An 18,502-nucleotide genomic window follows, 5' to 3' on the forward strand; every position below is an offset into this window, starting at 1 on the left:
TAACACTTTGTGGCCAGCATTGTGCGGCGCCGAGTCTGCAAGGCAAGGGTCGATTTAGCCTGCCAAGGCTTTTAGGGCAATCAATTTACCGCTGTCGTGGTACTCCAACTCAAAGCGGCCATGCACGCCGTCGGCGCGTAGATACGGCCTCAGCAGATTAGCCGGCAAACTGATGCGCCGACCATCTGCCGCGGTGACCACTACGCGGCTGGCCGCGCCACGGTAATAGGCAGCGAAAGCGTCTGCACTGACATCGATGCGTAATGTAAGGCGTGGCATAGCGCGGCTACGGTTCCTGTTTAAGCACTGGATTGTCAGCAGTATAAAAAACGCCGACTGATTAGGCCGGCGTTTTTTATCGAGGCAATGAAGCGTTACGGCTAAGGGATACACACCCCGTGCTGGCCGCTTTGCGCCAAATCTAACAACTCACGATTGGCGACGGCATACATGGCGTAATCCTCGGTGGCGGCACCACGCAGCTCGCTAAGCATGCTGCGCCAGCGCTTGACCAACGGTTTTTGCTGCTCAAGCCAATCATCAAACGGCTTGTCCAGGTTATCGCTGGTGCCCACTTGCATCAGCACCGACACCGCGATTGCGCGTTGTTGCCAGTCCAAGTCATCCCGGTACGCTTCCCGCGCCAATGCCTGCCAGTTGTTTTCCACTTTCAGGTCATTGATTTGTAGGCCGTACCAGTCCAGATCCAACTCATCACCGACCTTGTAGTAAACATGCGCTACGCGCTCTGGCGTCTGGCCACTGGCCTCACCGGCTTCGATGATGGGCAACAAGGTGTACAGATGTCCGGTACCGGCAACCACACGCGCCACATCCTCTGGCACGCCGGACTGGGTGTAACGGTCAAAGCGCTTGGCCCAATCCTTTTTCGCCGCGCCGCCGAGCAATTGATCAAGACGACCCGACAACTCAGCAATGCGCGGTGCAAAGTAAGCCACGTCCTTGGCGGCATCCAGTTCAGCCCGACGATTACGCAAGAACCAGCGCGTGGCACGACGGCCCAAGCGCATGAGTTCTTCCATCAACGCCAATTGCAAATCGGCCGGCATTTGATAATCCAGCGCTTCGATCGCTGCCCACCAGCCATGCAGGTTGAACACCTCGCGAGCGACCACGTAGGCCTTCGCGACTTGCGCCGCATCAGCACCGGTGGACTCCTTCAGGCGCTGCACGAAGGTTATGCCCATGTGGTTAACCAAGTCATTGGCGATTTGCGTCGAGACGATCTCGCGCTTGAGTCGATGACGCGGTAACACCTCGGCAAACTTCTTCACCAACTGCTCGGGGAAGGCCGTTTTCATCTCCATCGCCAGATAGTCATCGTCCGGCACGCTGGATTTGAGCAATTCTTCCTTAAGGTCGATCTTGCTGTAAGAGATCAGCACCGACAGCTCGGCACGGGTCAGCCCCTTGCCTTGCGCGGTGCGCTCATTCAACGCCTCATCGGTTGGCAAAAACTCCAAACCACGGTCCAGCTTGCCGGCGCTCTCTAGCGCATTCATCAGCCGGCGGTACTCACCCAAACGCCCCAGTGCGCCGCGCTGCGCCAGCGACAATGCCTGTGTTTGTTTGTAGTTGTTGCCCAGCACCAACTGCCCGACGTCATCGGTCATTTTGGCCAGCAAGGTGTTGCGCTGCTTCTCGGTCATGTCGCCAGCGGCTAACACTTCGTTGAGCAGAATTTTGATATTGACCTCATGGTCAGAGCAGTCCACGCCACCGGCATTATCGATAAAGTCGGTGTTTGCCGCGCCGCCCTTCAGGCCGAACTCGACACGCCCCAGCTGGGTCATGCCCAAGTTACCGCCCTCACCCACGACTTTGGCGCGTAGCTCGTTACCGTTAACGCGCAAACCATCGTTGGCTTTGTCGCCCACGTCGGTGTGGCTTTCGCTGCTGGCTTTTACGTAGGTGCCGATACCACCGTTCCAAATCAGATCCACCGGCGCTTTCAGCAAGGCATGCATCAACTCGGTTGGGTTGAGCTTGTCAGCCTTGATATCAAAGCGCGCCTTCATTTCTGGGGTGATGGCAATGCTCTTTAGCGCACGCTCAAAGATGCCGCCGCCTTGGGAGATCAGTTTGGCTTCGTAGTCTGCCCAGCTAGAACGCGGCAAGTCGAACAAGCGCTTACGCTCGGCAAAGCTCTTGGCTACGTCCGGGTTAGGGTCAATAAAGATGTGCATATGGTTGAAGGCCGCCACTACGGCGAGCTTGTCCGACAGCAACATGCCGTTGCCGAACACGTCACCGGCCATGTCACCGATACCGATCACCGTGACGGTGTCTTTCTGCACATCAAGGCCCTTCTCACGGAAGTGGCGCTGCACACCAACCCATGCGCCTTTGGCCGTAATACCCATGCCCTTGTGGTCGTAACCGGCCGAGCCACCAGAGGCAAACGCATCGCCTAACCAGAAGCCGTAATCCTTAGCGATGCCGTTGGCGATATCGGAGAACGTCGCGGTGCCCTTGTCAGCGGCCACCACCAAGTACGGATCATCCGGATCATGACGCACCACATTCGGTGGCGGGATCAAGCCACCTTCTTTGAGGTTGTCGGTGATATCCAGCAGGCCTGAGATAAAGATGCGGTAGCAGGCAATCGCCTCTGCTTGAATCTCATCACGCGTGCCCCCCACCGGCAAACGCCGGGGGATAAAGCCGCCTTTGGCCCCAACCGGCACGATAACCGCGTTCTTCACTTGCTGCGCTTTCACCAAGCCCAGCACCTCGGTGCGGTAATCTTCCTCACGGTCTGACCAACGCAAGCCACCGCGCGCAACCTTGCCACCGCGCAGGTGCACCCCTTCCACACGAGGGCTGTAGACGAAAATTTCAAACATCGGTACCGGACGCGGAATATCCGGAATCTCCCGCGGCGTGAACTTAAAGCTGAAGTAGCGCTTGGGCTCGCCGTTGGCTTGGGTTTGGTAGAAGTTGGTGCGCTGGGTGGCTTTGATCAAGTCCATGTAACGACGCAGGATGCGGTCTTCGTTAAGCACCGCGACGTTATCCAGCGCGTCCAAAATGGCTTGTTCAAGTTTGTCTTGCTTCTCAGCCATGTCTTTTTTGCTGAGCTTGCGCGCCAGATAGAAGCGCGTTCTGAACAGGCGCACCAATTCACGCGCAATATCGACGTGATTCACCAAGGTATTGGCGATATAGGCCAGATCGAAGCCCAAGCGAATCTGCTTTAGATAACGCGCATAAGCACGCAGCAACGCGATGTCGCGCCACGGCATACCCGCCATCAACACCAAGCGGTTGAAGCCATCGTTTTCAGCCTGACCGCTGCTGATATTGATGAAAGCGTCTTGGTACACGCTATTGAGCGCTTGGATATCGACATCCACGCCTTGTGGCTTATTAAAGGCGAAGTCGTGAATCCAATACTCTTTGCCATCGGCACGACGTAAGCGGTATGGAAACTCCCCCACCACTCGCAGGCCAAGGTTTTCCAGAATCGGCAACACGTCCGACAGTTGCAGCGGGGTGTCAGCGTGGTAGAGCTTACAGTGCAGCAAGTTATCGCCTTGCTGCAGCGGCTGATAGAAACTCATGACCAGCGGCGTATCTTCACCCAGCGACATCAGATGGCGCATGTCCACCACGGCCGAGTGCGGCATGAAGCGCTCGCGATAACCGGCGGGGAAGCCTTTGGGGAACTCCGCCAACAACTCGGTACCGCGTGCCTCACCAAAGTTCTCGACGGTCAAACCGACAAAGTCATCCTGCCAACTGCGGCAAGCCTGGACGACTTCACGCTCGAGCTGCGCGATATCTACCGCCTTGGCCTTTTCCGGATCCAGACGCAGGATAAATTGCACGCGCGCCAGCACCGACTCGGAGAAGAAGGTCCAGAACTCGCAATCCAGCGCTTCTAAACGCTCCATCAGCACTTGCTGAATACGCACGCGAATTTCCGTGGAGTACATATCGCGCGGCACATAAACCAAGCAGTAGGCAAAGCGGCTGTAGGGGTCTTTGCGCAAGAACAGGCGCACCTTATGGCGCTCTTGTATTTGCACAATGCTCAAGCAGGTGTTGAACAGCTCATCGACCGGCGTTTGGAACAAATCATCGCGCGGCAACACTTCAAGCACCTGACTCATTTCTTTGCCCAGGTGCGAGCTGCGATCAAAACTGCACTTGTCCTTCACCGCTTCCACTTTCTGGCGGATGTACGGGATATCTTTCACGCTGATGCTGTACACCATCGAGGTGTACAAGCCCATGAAGCGGCACTCTTTAACCACTTCGCCTTTAGCGTTGAGTTCGCGGATCGACACATAGTCAGGGTATGTCGGGCGATGCACTTTGGATTGCGTGGCCGCCTTGGCAAAACTCAGCAAGTACGGCTCGCGCAAATAAGCTACCGCCGCACTGTTCACCGCCGCATCCGCCGGTTTTAAGTTGGCGCGCATCGACTTGCTGAGGCCCAGCGAGGCTTTGGCGTCGTACTGCACGGTGGCGCTGCCGTCTTTGCTGTTTTGCAGGGTGAACTCTTCATAGCCTAGGAAGGTGAAGTGATCATTGGCCAGCCACTCTAAAAACTGTTTGGCCTCTTCACGCTCCGTTTTATCAACGGGCAGTTTGGCCTTGCCCAGCCAAGCAATTTGCTCGGCAACTTTGGCTTTCATCGCGGTGAAATCGACCACGGCCAACTCAACGTCGGCCAGCGCAGCATGCAAGGACTTCTCTAGCCCACGCAATTCAGCCGTGGTGGCGCAGCGGTCGATTTCAATATGAATAATCGCTTCACCGTGGCTGCCTTTGCTGCTCACGCCGGGCGCATTGAGGTTAGTGATAACGCCCTTGGCATTGCGCTCGACCTGCCACACCGAATTTTGCAGGGTGTGCAAGTTGTAGCCTTGCTGGGTCAGCTCCATGCGTACCGAGTCAACCAAGAACGGCATATCACGCTGCAGTACCTCAACCACGGTATGCGTGGACTGCCAGCCGTGCTTCTCGTAGTCAGGGTTAAACACCCGCACCTTGGGCTTGCTGCCGTCGAACTGCTCGACAAACTGCCACGACGAAACGGTGCTGCCGACTAAGTCGGCGAAGCGGCGCTGGGCCAACTCCTCCAACGAGATGATGCCGAAGAAATGCTCGGCGAAACGGCTTACTTTTGGTAAATCGGTGTCGCTAAGGTGCTGTGCGAGCGCCGACTGCAGTTGGTGCTGAAAATCGGTTTTGCTGGCCGCGGTGAAGAACGCCATGCTGGGGTCACTCCATTGGTCTGGTTCATTCATTGTTCTTTCGTGTGACGAAAGCGAGCTTCTGCAAGCAAGATTAGTCGAAGCTGGCAGAGATGCTTTAAAGTGACGCCGGCTAATAACAAATCGATACGACCAGCCGGTCACCATAAGGTTGAGCTTACTGATGGATCACCGTGAAGCGCTTGTGTCGCTGCGACAATTTCTTTCAAGTCAAATCATCGGCCAAGAGCGCTTAGTAGAGCGCTTGCTGATCAGCATGTTGGCCGACGGCCATTTGCTGGTCGAAGGTGCGCCGGGGCTTGCCAAGACCCGCGCCATCAAAGAATTGGCCGATGGTTTAGACGCAGAATTCCACCGCATTCAGTTCACCCCGGACCTACTACCGGCGGATATCACCGGCACGGAGATCTTCCGGCCAGAGACCGGCAGCTTTCAGTTTCAGCGCGGCCCTATCTTCCACAACCTTGTGTTGGCCGATGAGATCAACCGTGCGCCAGCCAAGGTGCAATCCGCGCTGCTGGAGGCCATGGGCGAACGCCAGATCAGTGTCGGCATGGAAACCTACGCCCTGCCGCCGCTGTTTATGGTTATGGCCACGCAAAACCCGATCGAGCAAGAAGGTACCTACCCGCTACCAGAGGCGCAGCTGGATCGTTTTTTGATGCATGTGCGTATCGGCTTTCCCGATGCCCAGGTTGAACGGCGCATCCTGCAATTGGCGCGCGGCGAAGCCCTCAATGGTGAAGCACCACCGCCGCAACCGGTCAGCCAAGAAGCCATTTTTATCGCCCGCCGCGAGGTATTGGGGATGTACATGGCCGATGCGGTGGAGGAATACCTCGTGCAGCTGATCGTGGCCACCCGCACTCCCGCGCGCTTTGATAGCGAACTGGCCGAATGGCTCAGCTACGGCGCCAGCCCGCGTGGCTCAATCGCGCTAGACCGCTGCTCACGTGCCCATGCATGGTTGGCTGGGCGTGAGTTTGTCAGCCCCGAAGACATCCAAGCGGTACTGGCCGACGTGTTGCGCCATCGCTTGATTCTGTCGTTTGAGGCCGAAGCCGCGGGCATTGACCAAGATCGGGTCATCCAGCGCTTGCTGGATGTGGTTCCCGTAGCCTGAGGTTGGCATGAGTCTGGGTTTAACCCCCCTGCCCGGCATTCGCGTCAGCTTAAATGAGCTGGTGGCGTTGCGGCATCACATTCGCGAGTTCCAACTGTTTTCCACGCCCAGCCGGCGCAGCCCTTTGATTGGTTTACACCACTCTCGGCTGCGTGGTCGCGGGGTGGACTTCGATCAGGTGCGCGCGTATCTACCCGGCGATGACGTGCGCTCGATTGACTGGCGCGTCACCGCACGCACGCAAGAGCCGCACACCAAGCTGTACCACGAAGAACGCGAACGCCCCGTGTTTATTTTGGTCGAGCAAAGCCGCCGCACCTTTTTTGGCTCAGGCGAACGCCTAAAGTCAGTACTGGCTGCCGAATTAGCGAGCTTGATTGGCTGGGCGGCGCTGGCGCACAACGATCGTGTTGGCGGCTTGGTATTTAGTGATCGTGAATGGCACGAGGTGCGCCCCCGGCGACGCAAACAAAGCCTATTGCAATTTCTCAACCGGCTAAGCCACGCCAATCAGCTGCTGTCTAGCGAGCAATGGGCGCCGGGCGCCGAGCCGTTTACCATCGCCCTGCGCCGCTGTCGCGAAGTACTGCGCCCCGGCAGTTTGATTTTCGTGATCTGCGATGAGCGCGCGTTGGGCGACCAGTCCGAAGCGCAGTTAAGCCTGCTCGCCCGTCATAACGACTTAGTCCTGTTGCCACTAGCCGATCCTCTGGACCATCAACTGCCGCAAACAGGGCGTTTACGCTTCGGTCAAAATGGTCGGGAGCTACGTTTAGATACTGACCTGCCCTCACTGCAGCAAGGCTATCAACAGCTCGCTGACAAACGCTTGCAGCGCTGGGCCAGCCTTAGCCAGCGCCTCGCAGTGCCGCTGCTCAACCTCGACACGCGGCAAAACGGCTTAAGCCAGCTGATCCAACACCTGCAACCCTTGAGTGGTCGCCAATGACCGCGCTTGAGCAGCTACAGGGCAATCTACCGCCGCCCGAGATTCTCTGGTGGCCACCGGCGCCCGGCTGGTGGGCACTGGCCCTATTGCTTGCCTGCCTGCCTTGGCTAGCCGTATGGGCGTGGCGTAAGCGGCCTAAAAAACTGCGACCGCGTGCAAAAAAAGTCGGACAGCCCTTAGATGCCTTGCAACTGGCCGCCCTGCGCGAGCTGCAACAACTACCACTGCCCGATGAAAGCACCAGTGCTGGGCCGTGGCTGCAAGCCCTCAACCAACTGTTAAAGCGCGTGTGCTTAGTCCGCTACCCAGAGGCGCAGTGCCAGACCCTGTCTGGTCGCACCTGGCTACTGTTCTTAGACGGCCGCTGCACCGCCGCCGGCTTATCGCGCTTTATGGTGCTGGTTGAGGGGCAGTACCGTCCTGAAGTGCATTTACCCCTAGCCACCAGCAACCGCTTGCGCCAAGCGGTCGACACTTGGATTCGCCAACATGTTTGAGCTGGCGTGGCCGTGGGCCTTTTTACTGTTGCCCCTGCCATGGCTCATACGCCAATGGCTACCGCCGGCGCGTGGCGATGAGGCGGCGCTACAAATCAGCTTTATGAGCGAGCTGGAGCAACTCAGCCAACGCCGCGCCTTGCGCCCGCTTCCGCCGTGGCGACGCCAAATGCTACCGGCTTCGTTATGGCTCTTGCTGTTATTGGCCTTAGCGCGCCCCGAGTGGGTAGGCTCACCTTTGCCCTTAAGCGCTTCGGGCCGCGACTTGTTGCTCGCGGTGGACGTGTCCGGCTCCATGCAGCACACCGACATGCGCTGGCAAGATCAAGAAGTGTCCCGCCTGAGTTTAGTCAAAGCGCTGTTTAGCCCCTTCATTGAAAGCCGTGTCGGTGATCGCGTCGGCCTGATCTTGTTTGGCTCACAAGCCTATTTACAGGCACCGCTCACGTTTGACCGCAACACCGTCAGCACCTGGCTGGAGGAAAGCCTGATCGGCATTGCCGGCGGCGATACCGCCATCGGTGACGCCATTGGCCTCGGCATCAAACGCTTACGACTGCGCCCTGCCCAAGCGCGCGTAATGGTGCTGATCACCGATGGCGCCAATACCGCAGGCCAAGTGATGCCCATGACCGCCGCACGGCTAGCGCGTGATGAAGGCATTCGCGTGTACACCATTGGTATTGGCAGCGACGCCAGCGAGTCTCCGCTGCTGGGCATGCTCGGCATCCAACCCGGTATCGACTTGGATGAGCCGACCCTGCAACAAATCGCCGAACTCACCGGCGGCGAGTATTTCCGCGCCCGCAACAGCCAAGAGCTAGAAGCTATCGCGCAAACGTTGGATCAGCTCGAGCCGGTCAACCAAAAAGCCAATCAAGTCCGCCCTGTGCAAGCTTTGTACTTCATCCCCCTGCTATTGGTATTGCTCGGCAGCCTATGGCTGGCGCGCCCTGACAATGCGCGTTTATTACTCCCGCGGAGATGGCGCTGATGCCGCACTTAGAGCGCCCTTACTTGCTGCTTCTGCTGCTACCCGTTGCGATCATTTGGTGGTACCAGTGGCGCCACGCCAAACGCCTTGGGCAGTGGCAAAGTTTGCTGCCAGCGGCACTACACCCTTGGCTGTTGGCCGGCCGCGACCAGCGCCCTAGTCGCTTCCCCAAAGTATTACTCGGTCTTGGCTGGCTGGTCTGCCTACTTGCGTTAACCGGCCCCAGCTGGGTCAAACTGGAGCAACCTAGCTACCGCAGCAGCGACGCGTTAGTGATCGTCCTCGACACCAGCCAAACTATGCTCGCCAGCGACCTGACACCAAACCGCCTAGCGCACGCCAAACGCAAAGTGCTGGATATTTTAGAAAGCCGCGACGACGCCCTGACCGGCATTGTGGTGTATGCCGGCAGCAGTCACACCTTGGTGCCGCTGTCGGATGACCTAGTCACCACGCGCAACCTGCTCGACGCAGTACAACCCAGCATCATGCCGCTGCAAGGCAGTCGTGCCGACTTAGGCGTTGAGCGCGCCTTAAAATTGCTCGAACAAGGCGGCCGTGCCAATGGCCGGGTACTGCTGCTCACCAGTGAGTTCAGTGACGAAGCCGAGCAAGCCTTGCTCGCCCAGCGTGACACGCTGGATGGCCGCCTTAGCGTGATTGGTTTTGGCAGCGACGAAGGCGCCCCCGTGACACTGAATAACGGCACCCTACTCAAAGACAACGCCGGCCGCATCGTACTGCCACGCCGTGATATCACCCGCTTAAGCCTGCACGCAGCTAATCTCGGCGGCGCTTACAGCAATGCCAGCTTGGATGACCAAGATATTCGCCAACTGGGCCTCGACCGCCGCCAGCAAGGCTATCAACGCAGTCAACAACAACGCTTAAACCAATGGCACGATCAAGGCTATTGGCTGCTGATCCCCTTGGTATTACTGGCCGCGTTTAGCGCCCGTCGCGGCTGGCTGCTCGCCCTGTGCGTGCTCACCCTGCCGTGGCCCAGCAATAGCTACGCCCTGACCTGGGATGACCTGTGGCTTCGCGCCGATCAACAAGGCCAACAACTGCTCGAGCAAGAGCAAGCCGCCGCCGCGGCAGAACGCTTCCAACACCCTGCGTGGCGTGCCGAAGCGCTCTACCAAGCCGGCGACTACGCAGCGGCGGCCAAATTGTGGGCGCAACAAGACGGTGCCAGCGCCGATTACAACCGCGGCAACGCCTTAGCCCAAGCGGGTGAGCTCAGCAGCGCCCTCGACGCTTACGACGAGGCCCTCGATCTTGATCCTGGCCTCACGCAAGCGGCCACTAACCGTGCACTCGTTGAAGCCTTGCTCGAACAACAGCAAGCCGAGCAAAACGCACAAAACAACGGGCAAAATGGCGAGCCAACACAACAAGACGGCCAGCAAGGGCAAACCAGCAACGATCAAGCCCGCCCCACTCAAGGTCAAACCGCTAGCAACGCGGACAACCCCAGCAGTCAGCCAGCCGGTAACGGGCAAGCGGGTCAGCTCGGCGAGCCCAGCGCCGGCACAGCCGGCAGCGCTGAGCCCAGCAACGCCCTGAGCGCAAGCCCTAGTGGCGAGAGTGCCCAGATAAAGCCCGATGTCGCTGGCCGCGAGCAAAACACTGAAGACACTACCGCCACGCCTGACCCCGTCGCCGGCATCGGTCAGGCTGGGATTGAGGCGCTGCCCGACTTTGAGCGCGAGGCCGCACTTGAGCTGTGGCTCAAGCAAATCCCAGACGAGCCCAGTGAGCTGCTCAAACGCAAGTTCTGGTATCAGCAACAACAGGAGTCCCAGCCATGATGTTTCCCCTGCATGTTCAGCAAGGGCTATTGCTACTTGGCTTGCGACTGACCTTGTTGCTGGGCTCAGTGTTGAGCCTGCCGGCCTGGGCGCTCACCGCCAGCGTTGACCGTGTCACCCTTTATAGCGGCGAAAGCATTGAGCTGACCCTCGAGACCGACGACAACAGCTTCAGCCAGCCCGACTGGGAACCCCTGAAGCACGACTTCATCATCCTCGGCACCCGCCAGGTAAAACGCCTGAGTAGCGACAATCAAAGCACCTCTACCAGCACGCAATGGCTGGTCAGCCTGCAAGCCCGCAACACCGGCAAGCTGACCATTCCGCCATTGCGCTTAGGCAACCACAGCAGCCAAGCGATCCAGATTGAAGTGCTGGATGCCAGCCAGCGTCCAGAGCCTGAAGCCAACCGCGTAGCGCCGGTATTTATCGACGCGCAGCTATCGCAAGAGTCGGTGTACTTGCAGGCGCAAACCATTCTGACCCTGCGAATTTTTCACTCGGTATCACTGTTTAACGACAGCAGCTTAAGCCCGTTAGAGATGGAGCAAGCGCGGGTCGAGATGCTCGGCCAGCCGCGCACCTACGAAACCACCATCAACGGCATTCGCCACGGTGTGATTGAAGTGCGCTACGCCCTGTTTCCGCTGGAAAGCGGCAAGCTGACCATTCCCGCACAGGCCTTTACTGCGACCATGGTCGATCGCGAGCAGCAGAGTTTCTTAGGCTTTGGCAGCCGGCCCGGTAAGCGCGTACAAGTGCGCTCACCGAAAATCCCGCTCAGCGTCTTACCCAAGCCAGAAAACTACCCGCAAGGTGAGCCGTGGCTACCAGCGGCCTCATTAAGCCTGAGCCAGCAGTGGTCGCATGGCGACAGCAGCCTGCCACTGGGCGAATCCTTAACGCGCAACCTGCAAATCAAGGCCGATGGCGTCAGCGCCACCCAGCTACCTAGCCTGCGCAGCCCAGAAGTGGATGGCGTGCGCCGCTATGCCGATCAACCGCAGTCCAGCCAAGCCCTGAACGACGACGGCCTGCAAGCCACACGACAAGAAAGCGAAGCCTTAGTGCCTCTACAAGCGGGCGACTACAGCCTGCCAGCGGTCAAAGTGACGTGGTGGAATACCCGTCTAGACCGGCTTGAAGTCAGCGAGTTGCCAGGTCGCACATTGCAGGTTAAAGCCCCCCAAGGCGTCACGCCGCAAGTCACACCTAGCCTGCCGACCAGCCGCCAGCCAGCGGTACTGTTGTGGCCTTGGCAACTGGCCAGTGGCCTGCTGCTGCTAAGCACGTTGATTTTTGCCGCGCTGTGGCTGCACGGCCGCAAACTCAATCAGAGTGTCAAAGTGGTTGCCAGCGGCCCAAGCACGCGCACCCTATTGGATGAACTCAAGCGCACTTGCCAAAGCAATGACCCACAACAAAGCCGTCAAGCGCTGGATGCATGGGCACGCAGCAAAACCGAGACCTTGGCGCAGATGGCGGCTCGCCATGAGCCTTTAGCGCAAGCACTGGATGCGCTGAATAATGCGCTGTACAGCGAAAGCGGCCAGCACTGGCAAGGGCAAAATCTGTATGAGGCGGTACGCAGCCTGCCCAGCGCCGAAAAGCCGCTCGACAATAGCGACAGCGCGCTGCCGCCGCTGTACCCACGCGCCAGCTAATCGCAAGCCAGCCATTTTTAATCGACAACAAAACAAAAGGGCCTGTCTTGCGACAGGCCCTTTTGGTGTTGGTGGAGCTAGACGGGATCGAACCGTCGACCTCTTGCATGCCATGCAAGCGCTCTCCCAGCTGAGCTATAGCCCCATACAGCTTGCGCTGCGCAACCCGTGGGTGAGTTGCTTTAAATGGCGTCCCCTAGGGGACTCGAACCCCTGTTACCGCCGTGAAAGGGCGGTGTCCTAGGCCACTAGACGAAGGGGACGTAAACCTTCGTGCAAGCCGTCAAACCTTCAACGACTTGCTGGAAATTGGTGGAGCTAGACGGGATCGAACCGTCGACCTCTTGCATGCCATGCAAGCGCTCTCCCAGCTGAGCTATAGCCCCATCTCAAGGACGGGGCGAATATTAAGAGCGCCCCCCTAGGCTGTCAATAAACTTTTAGCCCGCAAGGCAAAAAAAAGCCGCGCAAGAACAAATACTTAAGCCAAAAACAAAAAGCCCGCAGCAAAGCGGCGGGCTTTAAGTCAGAGAGAGACCGGCTTAGGCAATGCTGACTAAACGCTTCTCCCACTCTTTGTTTTCTTTCTTCGACACACCACCCAACACCTCTAAGGCTTGGCGCAGACGGAAGCGGCTCAAATCAGGCCCGAGCATTTCCATGGCATCCAGCACTGACACCGAGCTGCTTTGCCCTGTGATCGCAGGAAAGATCAGCGGCATGATGTCGCGCAGCTTGATTTCTAAATGCGCGGCCACCGCGTTGATCACTGCGGTGATGTTGTCTTTGTTCCACTGACGCAATGCCTCAAGCTTCCACAGCACCAGCTGCAACACCAAACGCACTTCATCGGCAGACAGCTTTTTGTGCTGGAACAGTTCCGGCGCCGGCGACACCCCACCGGCCAAGAAGAACCCAGCCAGCTGCGGCAGTTGGCTAAACGTCTCCACGCGCTGCTGCACCAAAGGCACTACCGGCATCAAGTACTGCGGATTCAAGGCCCACTTCACCGCAGCGGCGGCAAATTGCTCTGGGCTCAACGCCCGCAACCAAAGACCGTTCAACCACGACAGTTTTTCTACGTCAAAGATCGGCCCACCCAACGACACCCGCTGGATATCGAAGTGTTCGATCATCTCCGCCAAGGTGAACTGCTCACGCTCATCGGGCATCGACCAACCCATGCGGCCCAAATAGTTGAGCATGGCTTCAGGCAGGTAACCCATCCGCTCATAGAAGGTCACACTGGTGGGGTTTTTGCGCTTGGAGAGCTTGCTCTTATCCGGATTACGCAACAGCGGCATGTAACACAGCGCCGGCTGTTCCCAACCAAAGTATTCGTACAGCTTGATCAACTTAGGCGCCGAGGGTAGCCATTCTTCGCCACGCAACACGTGGGTGATACCCATCAAGTGATCGTCCACCACGTTGGCCAAGAAGTACGTCGGCAGGCCATCGGCCTTCATCAGCACTTGCATGTCCATGCGGTCCCACGGAATTTCGACCGTGCCACGCAGCATATCAGGCACTTCGCACACGCCTTCCGTCGGCACCTTCATGCGGATGACATGCGACTCGCCCGCCGCCACACGCTGCTGCGCGTCTTGCGCTGACAAGTGCTGGCAATGGCCGTCGTAACGCGGCGTTTCTTTATTGGCCATTTGCTGGGCACGCACTTCATCCAAGCGCTCGGCGGAACAGAAGCACGGGAAAGCGTGGCCTTTAGCGACCAACTCATCGGAGTACTTTTTATAGATCTCGCGCCGCTCGCTCTGACGGTACGGACCGTGCGGACCACCAACGTCTGGGCCTTCATCCCACTCGATACCCAACCAACGCAGCGCGTCGTAAATCTGCTGCTCGGACTCGCGGCTGGAGCGCACCTGATCGGTGTCTTCAATTCGCAGAATGAACTGGCCGCCGTGCTGACGCGCAAAACACAAGTTGAACAAAGCGATATACGCGGTGCCCACGTGTGGATCGCCAGTGGGTGATGGAGCAATACGGGTACGAACGGTGGTCATGGCGTTTCTCAAACCGAGCTGAAATCAGGCCGTGATGGTAGCAGCCCAAGCGCCCGTGGCTCCAGCCGCACGACGTCTGTCGTGCCGGCAAGCACGCCTCATTGATTAGAGGCGTCGCCTTCAAGACCTGACGAGGTGTTATCTAATTGCTCGCGCCATGACTCGCCCAACACCTCAATCGGGTGTTGCGTACGCGAAGCGCCGTTGCCGCAGGCCATGTCGTGCGATGGGCAATATTGATCGCAGCCCCAACAGATTCGCTCAGGGTGAGCGGGCTTATCCGGAAAGCGCTTAGCCATGATCAAGACTCGTCGTTAAGATAAACGACGAGCTTAGCCACCTGCCTTGCCGGATTTATTGATCCCAAGCAAGGCGCGTTTAGATATCTCGCAGGCGTTCGCGCAGTTTCTGTATTTCATCACGCAGCGCCGCCGCTTTTTCAAACTCCAGATCACGGGCGAGTTTGAACATCTGCTCTTCCAGCTCATGAATGCGCTTGGCCAGCTCATCCACAGTTCTTGGCATGGCGGCGTATTGCGCAGCGCTTTCCGCGGCTTTATTACGCTCGCGGCGCTTGCTCTTCGAGCCTGGCACCGTGGCGCCTTCAAGAATATCCGCCACCGCTTTCGTCACCCCGCGCGGGGTGATGTTGTGCTCGGCATTAAACGCCAGCTGCTTGTCACGGCGACGCTGCGTCTCATCGATGGCTCGCTGCATCGAGCCGGTCACCTTGTCGCCGTACAAAATGGCGCGACCGTTGAGGTTACGTGCCGCGCGACCAATGGTCTGGATCAACGAGCGCTCACTACGCAAGAAGCCTTCTTTATCGGCGTCCAGAATCGCCACCAAGGCCACTTCTGGCATGTCTAAACCTTCGCGCAGCAAGTTGATGCCGACCAACACATCAAACACGCCAGCACGCAGATCGCGAATAATCTCAACCCGCTCCACCGTATCGATGTCTGAGTGCAGGTAGCGCACCTTCACGGAGTGGTCGAGCAGGTAGTCGGTCAAATCCTCGGCCATGCGCTTGGTCAGCGTGGTAACCAGCACACGATCGCCTGCCGCCACTGCTTTGTGGATTTCTGACAGTAAGTCATCCACTTGCGTGCTAGCGGGGCGCACCTCAATCGGCGGATCAACCAAACCGGTGGGACGCACCACCTGCTCGACCACTTGGCCGGCGTGTTGCGCCTCATACGGGCCTGGTGTGGCGGAGACAAAAATCGCCTGCGGACTGATGCTTTCCCACTCTTCAAAACGCATGGGCCGGTTATCCAGCGCTGACGGCAGGCGGAAGCCGTACTCGATCAAGGTTTCTTTACGTGAACGGTCGCCTTTATACATGGCACCAATTTGCGGCACGGTGACGTGCGACTCGTCGATCACCAACAACGCATTGCTCGGCAAATAGTCGTACAACGTCGGCGGCGCATCGCCAGGCTCACGCCCCGAAAGGTAACGCGAGTAGTTTTCGATCCCGTTGCAGTAGCCCAGCTCAAGGATCATTTCCAGATCAAAACGCGTGCGCTGCTCCAAGCGCTGCGCCTCGACTAACTTGTCATGTTCGCGCAGCCACGTTAGCCGTTCGGCCAGCTCTACTTTGATCTTTTCCACGGCCTCCAGCAGCTTTTCGCGCGGGGTCACGTAGTGGCTTTTCGGGTACAAGGTATAACGCGGCATTTTGCGCAGCACTTCGCCCGTAAGCGGGTCAAAGGCCGAGAGCTGCTCGATTTCGTCGTCAAATAACTCGATGCGAATGGCTTCGTAATCCGACTCCGCTGGGTATACGTCGATCACATCGCCGCGCACGCGGAAGGTCGCGCGGGCAAACTCCATCTCATTGCGCGTGTATTGCAGCTCCGCCAAACGCCGCAGCAACTCGCGCTGATCCAACTTATCGCCCCGATCCAAGTGCAGGACCATCCGCAAATAAGAAGACGGATCACCCAAGCCATAAATACACGACACCGTGGCCACGATGATGGCATCGGGGCGCTCTAACAGCGCCTTGGTCGCCGACAGGCGCATTTGCTCAATGTGGTCGTTAATCGAGGCGTCTTTTTCGATAAAGGTATCGGATGACGGTACGTAGGCTTCGGGCTGGTAGTAGTCGTAATACGAAACGAAATACTCCACCGCGTTGTGCGGGAAGAACTCTTTGAATTCGCCGTATAGCTGCGCTGCCAAGGTCTTGTTGTGCGCCAGCACCAGCGTCGGGCGCTGCATCTGCGCAATCACATTGGCCACGGTGTAGGTTTTACCCGAGCCAGTCACCCCCAGCAGGGTTTGGTGTGATAAGCCCGACTCGAGACCCGCCACTAAGCCGGCAATGGCACTGGGCTGGTCGCCAGCGGGGGCAAAACGGGTTTTCAGGGTAAAACTGCTCATACGTTATTCCGTGTAAAAATCTCAGACAGCTTACTACGCCGACAAAAAGCTGCCTAAAGGCGTAGTTTTCCGCATTGAGGCGCTGGCAGCCTGTATTCGTGCCGGTATAATAACGCCCCGCCTGTACTCCGGCTTCTGCCGGCCAACTCCTCACCTGCTGATGCATAGAGTCCGAACATGAGCCTGTTCTCTGCCATCGAAATGGCACCGCGCGACCCCATCCTAGGCCTTAACGAAGCCTTTAACGCAGATCCACGCAGCACCAAGGTTAACTTGGGCGTCGGCGTGTATTACACCGAGGAAGGTCGAATTCCGCTGCTTAAAGCCGTGGCCGAAGCAGAGAAAGCTCGCCTAGAGGCCAAGAGCCCACGCGGCTATTTGCCCATTGAAGGCATCGCCGCTTACGACCGCAGCGTGCAAGAACTATTGTTCGGGGCGGACTCTGCCCTGCTGGCCGAAGGCCGCGTGGTGACAGCACAAGCGCTGGGCGGCACTGGCGCACTGAACATTGGCGCGTTATTCATCCAGCGTCTGCTCAATGGCAAAGTGGTCGCCATCAGCAACCCCAGCTGGGAGAACCATCAGGCTATTTTCCAAAACGCCGGCTTTGATGTGCAAAGCTACCGTTATTACGATGCCGCTTCGCACGGTGTGGACCTGCCCGGCATGCTGGCTGATCTGCGCGCGCTGCCGGCGGGCTCCGTAGTCCTGCTGCACGCCTGCTGTCACAACCCAACCGGGGTTGATTTAGACGCTGAGCAATGGCAACAAGTGCTGGAGGTGATTCGCGAGCGCAATCACCTGCCCTTCCTCGACATTGCCTATCAAGGTTTTGGTGCCGGCATTGACGAAGACGCGCATGCCGTGCGTTTATTCGCCGACTCTGGCCTCCCGTTTTTGATTGCCAGCTCATTCTCCAAGTCGTTCTCACTGTACGGCGAGCGTGTCGGCGCTTTGTCGATCGTCACCGGCAGTGGGGAAGAAGCCGGCCGCGTGTTGTCGCAACTCAAGCGCGTGATCCGCACCAGCTACTCCAACCCGCCGACTCACGGCGCCAGCGTCGTTGCGACGGTACTGCAAAGCCCTGAACTACGCAGCCTGTGGGAAAGCGAACTTGGCGAAATGCGTCAGCGCATTCGCAGCATGCGTGAAGCCATGGTGCAGCAATTAGCCACCAGCGCGCCGCAGCATGACTTCAGCTTTGTCGCCCGGCAGAACGGCATGTTCTCGTACTCGGGCCTAAGCAGCGCGCAAGTCGACCGCTTAAAAGACGAATTCGGCATTTATGCCGTCGGCACTGGGCGCATTTGTGTGGCGGCGCTGAACCAAAACAACATCGGCGCGGTGGTTAAAGCCATCGCCAACGTGATCAGTTAAAAACGCGCGCAACCTGTTGACTTCGTTAAAGAAATCATTAGGATGCGCTTCGTTGTTCCGCGATAGCTCAGTCGGTAGAGCAAATGACTGTTAATCATTGGGTCCCTGGTTCGAGTCCAGGTCGCGGAGCCAAACTCAAAGCCTCAGGCGTCAGTCTGGGGCTTTTTAGTTTGTGCCGGACTCGACCCAGGGACCAAGGTCCCCGGTGATTCGACCCTAACGGGCCTCACCCCTGCGGGGCCGCACTAACGTGCGTTCGGCTAACGCCGTCGAGCCGCAGATCGCGGAGCCAAATTCGAAAGCCTCAGACGCCAGTCTGGGGCTTTTTAGTTTGTGCCGGACTCGCCCCAGGGACCAAGGTCCCCGGTGATTCGACCCTAACGGGCCTCACCCCTGCGGGGCCGCACTAACGTGCGTTCGGCT

General features: G+C 58.2%; 12 protein-coding genes and 4 tRNA genes. 8 read left to right on the plus strand and 8 right to left on the minus strand.

The window, feature by feature from the left end; translation table 11 throughout:
• Nucleotides 1–54 precede the first annotated feature (54 nt).
• Both MKI83_RS00930 and MKI83_RS00935 read right to left on the minus strand, forming a co-directional pair.
• Nucleotides 55–279 carry a DUF2835 domain-containing protein gene (locus MKI83_RS00930; RefSeq protein ID WP_241582788.1) on the minus strand — a complete coding sequence of 75 codons (225 nt, stop codon included), beginning with the start codon at nucleotides 277–279 and terminating at the stop codon, nucleotides 55–57.
• 101 nt (nucleotides 280–380) lie between these two features.
• Nucleotides 381–5,246, minus strand: coding sequence for an NAD-glutamate dehydrogenase (locus MKI83_RS00935; protein ID WP_241583140.1), 4,866 nt, complete (start codon nucleotides 5,244–5,246; stop codon nucleotides 381–383).
• 163 nt (nucleotides 5,247–5,409) lie between these two features.
• Here MKI83_RS00935 and MKI83_RS00940 point away from each other — a divergent pair, with 163 nt between their 5' ends.
• The 6 genes from MKI83_RS00940 to MKI83_RS00965 are packed head-to-tail and all read left to right on the plus strand — an operon-like array spanning nucleotide 5,410 to nucleotide 12,287.
• A complete protein-coding gene (locus MKI83_RS00940) occupies nucleotides 5,410–6,369 on the plus strand; it encodes an AAA family ATPase (protein ID WP_241582789.1) in 960 nt (319 codons plus the stop codon).
• Between the two features lie 7 nt (nucleotides 6,370–6,376).
• Nucleotides 6,377–7,318: a DUF58 domain-containing protein gene (locus tag MKI83_RS00945; protein WP_241582790.1), complete on the plus strand. Its 942-nt coding sequence runs from the start codon at nucleotides 6,377–6,379 to the stop codon at nucleotides 7,316–7,318.
• The gene (locus MKI83_RS00950; protein WP_241582791.1) at nucleotides 7,315–7,815 is read left to right on the plus strand and encodes a DUF4381 domain-containing protein; all 501 of its coding nucleotides are present in this window, start codon (nucleotides 7,315–7,317) and stop codon (nucleotides 7,813–7,815) included. The genes MKI83_RS00945 and MKI83_RS00950 overlap by 4 nt, the downstream gene beginning before the upstream one ends.
• Complete coding sequence (locus MKI83_RS00955; protein ID WP_241582792.1) at nucleotides 7,808–8,809, plus strand: vWA domain-containing protein; 1,002 nt, start codon at nucleotides 7,808–7,810, stop codon at nucleotides 8,807–8,809. Before MKI83_RS00950 ends, MKI83_RS00955 begins: the two co-directional genes overlap by 8 nt.
• A complete protein-coding gene (locus tag MKI83_RS00960) occupies nucleotides 8,809–10,623 on the plus strand; it encodes a VWA domain-containing protein (RefSeq protein WP_442320096.1) in 1,815 nt (604 codons plus the stop codon). The genes MKI83_RS00955 and MKI83_RS00960 overlap by 1 nt, the downstream gene beginning before the upstream one ends.
• On the plus strand, nucleotides 10,620–12,287 hold the full coding sequence (locus MKI83_RS00965; RefSeq protein WP_241582795.1) for a BatD family protein: 1,668 nt from the start codon (nucleotides 10,620–10,622) through the stop codon (nucleotides 12,285–12,287). Before MKI83_RS00960 ends, MKI83_RS00965 begins: the two co-directional genes overlap by 4 nt.
• A 69-nt stretch (nucleotides 12,288–12,356) precedes the next feature.
• Here MKI83_RS00965 and MKI83_RS00970 read toward each other — a convergent pair.
• The 6 genes from MKI83_RS00970 to uvrB all read right to left on the minus strand — a co-directional run bounded on the left by MKI83_RS00970 (nucleotide 12,357) and on the right by uvrB (nucleotide 16,702).
• Nucleotides 12,357–12,432: transfer RNA gene (locus tag MKI83_RS00970), tRNA-Ala, on the minus strand.
• A gap of 42 nt (nucleotides 12,433–12,474) precedes the next feature.
• Nucleotides 12,475–12,550, minus strand: a tRNA-Glu gene (locus MKI83_RS00975).
• A 47-nt stretch (nucleotides 12,551–12,597) separates the two neighbouring features.
• Nucleotides 12,598–12,673 (minus strand) — tRNA-Ala (locus MKI83_RS00980).
• Nucleotides 12,674–12,829: 156 nt separating this feature from the next.
• Entirely contained in the window at nucleotides 12,830–14,311 is a 1,482-nt protein-coding gene (gene gltX / locus MKI83_RS00985; protein WP_241582796.1) for a glutamate--tRNA ligase, read from the minus strand.
• A 98-nt stretch (nucleotides 14,312–14,409) separates the two neighbouring features.
• Nucleotides 14,410–14,610: a DUF3079 domain-containing protein gene (locus tag MKI83_RS00990; protein WP_241582797.1), complete on the minus strand. Its 201-nt coding sequence runs from the start codon at nucleotides 14,608–14,610 to the stop codon at nucleotides 14,410–14,412.
• Between the two features lie 79 nt (nucleotides 14,611–14,689).
• The gene (uvrB, locus tag MKI83_RS00995; protein ID WP_241582798.1) at nucleotides 14,690–16,702 is read right to left on the minus strand and encodes an excinuclease ABC subunit UvrB; all 2,013 of its coding nucleotides are present in this window, start codon (nucleotides 16,700–16,702) and stop codon (nucleotides 14,690–14,692) included.
• Between the two features lie 177 nt (nucleotides 16,703–16,879).
• On the opposite strand from uvrB, the gene MKI83_RS01000 reads away from it, so the two are divergent.
• Together MKI83_RS01000 and MKI83_RS01005 are read left to right on the plus strand one after the other, a co-directional pair.
• A complete protein-coding gene (locus tag MKI83_RS01000) occupies nucleotides 16,880–18,079 on the plus strand; it encodes an amino acid aminotransferase (protein ID WP_241582799.1) in 1,200 nt (399 codons plus the stop codon).
• 56 nt (nucleotides 18,080–18,135) lie between these two features.
• Nucleotides 18,136–18,211 (plus strand) — tRNA-Asn (locus tag MKI83_RS01005).
• The last annotated feature ends 291 nt before the right edge of the window (nucleotides 18,212–18,502 follow it).

This window comes from Atopomonas sediminilitoris, assembly GCF_022601735.1.
Lineage (GTDB): Bacteria > Pseudomonadota > Gammaproteobacteria > Pseudomonadales > Pseudomonadaceae > Atopomonas > Atopomonas sediminilitoris.